Here is a 4,142-nt window from a genome sequence, read left to right on the forward strand (position 1 = left end):
CCCTCGGCACCGGGGACCCGACCGCCCACGTCAGCGCCGCGCTGGGCGTCCCCGACCAGGTCGGTGACGGTGGCATCCAGCCTGGTCAGCCGGCGGGTCGCGCCGTCGCGGGCGGCCCCGGCCGGCTCCTCGCCGACCAGGTCACGCACCCGCTCGACCTGGGCCCGCAGCTGACGCAGGCGCTCGGCGAGATCGGCCTGGACCGGGTCGAGGGCGAGCCGGGTCCGCAGCGCACCGACCAGGGCGTCGGAGAGCCGGCAGGCCTCCGGCAGCGAGACGCTGAGCCCGCCGGCCGGCAGCTGCCGGCCGGTCGTCGCCGGGTCGACGGTGGTCTCGAGGCGGCCCCAGATCAGGGCGGAGAGCCGCTCCCGTTCGGCGATGCCGGCCCGACCGGAGTCCCAGGTGGTGACGAGCAGGTCGTAGCGCTCGGACACCGAGTGCCACAGCGCCATCGACAGCTGGACGTCCCCGGTAAGCGCGTCCCGCTCGGGCGAGGCCAGCGCTGCCTCGTCGAGGCGGGCGAGCTCGGCGCGGCGCTGGTCCCGCCACGCGCCCAGGGCGTCGAGGTAGGTCAGGGCGTCCTGCGCGGCGATGGGCACGCCCAGCCGGCCGACCGGCTCCGGGGCGGTGCTGGCCACGGCGGGCGCGGTCATGGCTGCCGTCCGTAGACCGGGGCCGGCGGGGTGGGGGCCGGGCCGAGCGCGGACCGCAGCCAGGTGTTGTAGGCCGCAGCCCACTGCCCGTCGGTGCGCATCTTCTCGAGCACCGCGTTGACGTAGCGCACCAGGTCGGGGTGGGCCCTGGAGATCCCGAGCCCGTAGGGCTCGGCGGTGAAGGCGGACCCGACCACCCGGGCATACGGGTCCTGGGCGACCAGCCCGGCCAGGACGGTGTCGTCCCCGGTGATGGCGTCGACCTTGCCCTGCTGGAAGAGCACCAGGCAGCCGGTGTGCGTGTCCGACCCGACGGGGATGACGCCCGTGAACGTGCGCAGCTTGTCCATGCTGGTCGAGGAGTTCGGGGCGCACACCCGCTTGCCCTTGAGGTCGCTCATCGAGCGGGCCGGCGAGCCGAGGGGGACCAGCACCTTCTGGCCGGCGCGGTAGTACTCGGTGGAGAACGCGATCTGCTGCCACCGGGCGCAGTTGATGGTGAAGGCGCGCGCCACGATGTCGACGCTGCCGTCGACCAGGCTCGGGATGCGCTGCCCCGCGGTGATGACCTTGAGCTCGACGTGGTCGGGACTGCCGAACAGCGCCGTCGAGACCGCCTGCAGCATGGAGATGTCGAAACCCTCGATCCGCCCGGTGACCGGGTTGCGCGCGCCCAGCAGCAGCGTGTCGGCCGACACCCCGGCGATGAGCCGGCCCCGAGCCTTGATCCGGGCCATCGTGCTGCCTGAGGGCACTGCCAGCGGGTCGGTCGCGGCGGGGGCGTAGGAGGCCAGCGGGTTCGCGCAGGCCGGCGGGGAGGTGCTGGGCGAGGGCGACGGTGCCGCCGTGGCCGTCCGGCTGGGCGACGGGACCACGGTGTCGGCGTAGACACCGGCCGAGCCGCAGCCGGCCAGGGCGAGCAGGCCGGTGAGGGCAAGGACCACGCCGAGGCGGTGCCGCGTCCTGAGGGGGGCGCTCATCGGTACTCCTCCAGCCGCTTGCTGACGCCCCACCAGCAGGCGAGGGCGCCGAGCAGGCCCACCAGCAGGCCGACCACCCCGGCAAAGGGCAGGAAGGGCCGCGGCGCCGACAGCCCGTCGGCGGTGTCGCGGCCGACCGCTGCCAGGGTCCGGGAGGAGGTGGCGTCGAAGGCGTCGAAGGTGGCGTTGGAGGAGCTCGCGCCGGACCCGGTGGCCAGGGCGACCGCGGCGTCCCACCGGCCGCCGTCGTCGGCGGCCCGGACGGCCTGGTGGGTCTTGACGTAGCGCGACCACGCGTCGGCAAGCCCGGTGGCGTGGGAGGAGTGGGCGGCCGCCTGGCGGGCCTGCGCCTGCACCACTGCCGAGGAGGCCGTCCACGCCTTCTCGAACGCAGCGCCCGAGCCGCGGGCGATCAGCGTGAGGCTCTCGTTGGACTTGGCGTCGAACCCGGCGATCCGCCCCCGGGCGACGGCGAGGGTCGCGGCGTACGGACCGTCACGCACGTCGGCGACCTGCCCGCGGACCCCGCCCAGGACGAGGGCGCCGACGATGAACGTCAGCAGCACCGCCGCGGTCGCAGCGACCATGGGCAGGTTGAGGTAGCGGTGGGTGCGCCGGGCCAGCCAGACCATGCCGACCACCAGCACCACCAGGGACAGCAGCCCGAACAGCATCCACGCCGAGGCGCCGGCGGCGTTGTCGAGCTCGGCCCGCACACGCAGCTGGTTGGCGGTCACGAGCGCGTCGACGATCGGCAGGGCGTCGGTCCGCAGCCCGGCGCTGGCGTTGCGCAGGTACTGCGCCCCCAGTGGCAGGCCCTGCCGGTTGTTCGCGCGGGCCTGCTCGACCAGCCCCGTGTAGGTGACCAGCTGGGAGTTGAGCGCGGACAGGGCCCGGCCGTCGGCGGGCTGGGCGCGGGCGGCCTCGGCCACGAGGCGGCTGGCCTGGCCGATCGCGCTGTCGTAGTCGGCTCGGGTCGACGCGGGCTCGATGCCGCCGACGAGGAAGGCGTTGGTCGCGTTGGCATCGGCCTTGACCAGGTTGGTGTGCAGGGCCTGGATGCGCACCAGCTGGGCGGTGTTGGCCTCGGCCCGGGCCAGGGCGCCGTCGGTGGCGTTGAACGCCTGCCCGGCCGCGAGGCCGAACACGAGGCACGCCCCGGCGGTGAGCAGGGCCAGCACGCGCAGTCGCCCCGGGGTGCCCTCGAGACGGCGGCGCAGCGCGGACCGGGCCGCGGAGATCCGGGTGGGCGTGGCCGGGACGGGAGCAGGCTGGCCGGTCGCGGCGGGGGGTGTCGCGGTGCGGGCAGCCGGCACGCCGGTGCCCACGGCGGGGCTCACGGACGGGGTCACGGCACACCTCCTGGCTGGGGTCCTGCCGTCTCGGACGTCCGGTCGGGGGTCGCCGGCTCCGTGTCCACCGCGGTGTCGTCGGCGTCGTCCTCGTCGGGGTCGCGCAGGTCCTCGGGCAGCAGCAGCCGCAGCTGCTCGGTCGTCGGCGCGGCGACGTCCCGCAGCCGCCACGCGTGCCGCCCGATCGCACCCTCGAGGACGTTGCGCGCGTAGCGACCGTTGCCGAAGGCCGACCCCCGGGGGACCGCGCCGAGCAGGGCGGTGAACGCCTCCACGCAGCCGGGTCCGAGGGTGTAGTCGGCGGCGTCGGCCAGCCGGGTGAGGATCTGCCGCAGTTCCTCGTCGGTGTAGTCCTCGAAGGTGATCGTGGTGCGGAAGCGGCTGGCCAGGCCGGGGTTCGCCGCGACGAACGCCTCCATCGGCGCGGGGTAGCCGGCGACGATGACCACCAGGTCGTCGCGGTGGTCCTCCATCTCCTTGACCAAGGTGTCGACCGCCTCCTCGCCGTACTGGTCCCCGGTGAGGCTGTAGGCCTCGTCGATGAACAGCACCCCGCCGATCGCGGAGGAGACGACCTCGGCGGTCTTGACCGCGGTCTGGCCGAGGTAGCCGGCGACCAGCTCGGAGCGGTCGACCTCGACCAGCTGTCCCGTGGTCAGCAGCCCCAGTGCCCGGTAGATGCCGCCGACGAGCCGGGCCACGGTGGTCTTGCCCGTGCCGGGGTTGCCCACGAAGACCAGGTGCCGGGTGATGGTGGGGCTGTGCAGACCGGCCTCGGCGCGCAGCTTCTCGACCCGCATCAGCGCGACCTGCCGGTGCACCTCCCGCTTGACGCGGGCCAGGCCGACGAGCGCGTCGAGCTCGCCGAGCAGGTCCTCCAGCGACCGCGCCGGGGCGGGCTCGGCAGGCCGGCCCGGGACGCCCGCCGCCTCCGTCCGGGCGGCAGCCTCCCCGGTATGCCGGGTGGCCGGTTCCGCGCTCAGCCGCACGTTCGCGGCCTGGAGCTGGGCGGCCGCAGCGACGGAGGCGTTGCCGATGACCCGCATCGTCGGCTCGCCCAGGCCGCACGCCGCCGACGCGCCCTCGGCCAGCGCGTGGGCGTAGTGGGCGGCGTGCGGCGACCCCTGGCCGGACAGCCCGGACAGGGTCACCGTGGG

At 75.3% G+C, this 4,142-nt stretch carries 3 protein-coding genes and 1 pseudogene; all 4 read right to left on the reverse strand.

The genetic code is table 11. The features are described from left to right. Window positions 1-653, reverse strand: a pseudogene (locus VF825_RS14995) (hypothetical protein); the annotation flags it as partial. Beyond that, window positions 650-1,633 carry a glutamate ABC transporter substrate-binding protein gene (locus tag VF825_RS15000; protein ID WP_331114720.1) on the reverse strand — a complete coding sequence of 328 codons (984 nt, stop codon included), beginning with the start codon at window positions 1,631-1,633 and terminating at the stop codon, window positions 650-652. The gene VF825_RS15000 and the pseudogene VF825_RS14995, both read right to left, overlap by 4 nt. Further along, a complete protein-coding gene (locus tag VF825_RS15005; protein ID WP_331114722.1) occupies window positions 1,630-2,985 on the reverse strand; it encodes a hypothetical protein in 1,356 nt (451 codons plus the stop codon). Before VF825_RS15005 ends, VF825_RS15000 begins: the two co-directional genes overlap by 4 nt. Beyond that, window positions 2,982-4,142: AAA family ATPase (locus VF825_RS15010; protein ID WP_331114724.1), on the reverse strand; the 1,161-nt coding region annotated here is incomplete at its 5' end. The genes VF825_RS15005 and VF825_RS15010, both read right to left, overlap by 4 nt.

It is taken from the genome of Oryzihumus sp., assembly GCF_036391795.1.
Taxonomy (GTDB): domain Bacteria; phylum Actinomycetota; class Actinomycetes; order Actinomycetales; family Dermatophilaceae; genus Oryzihumus.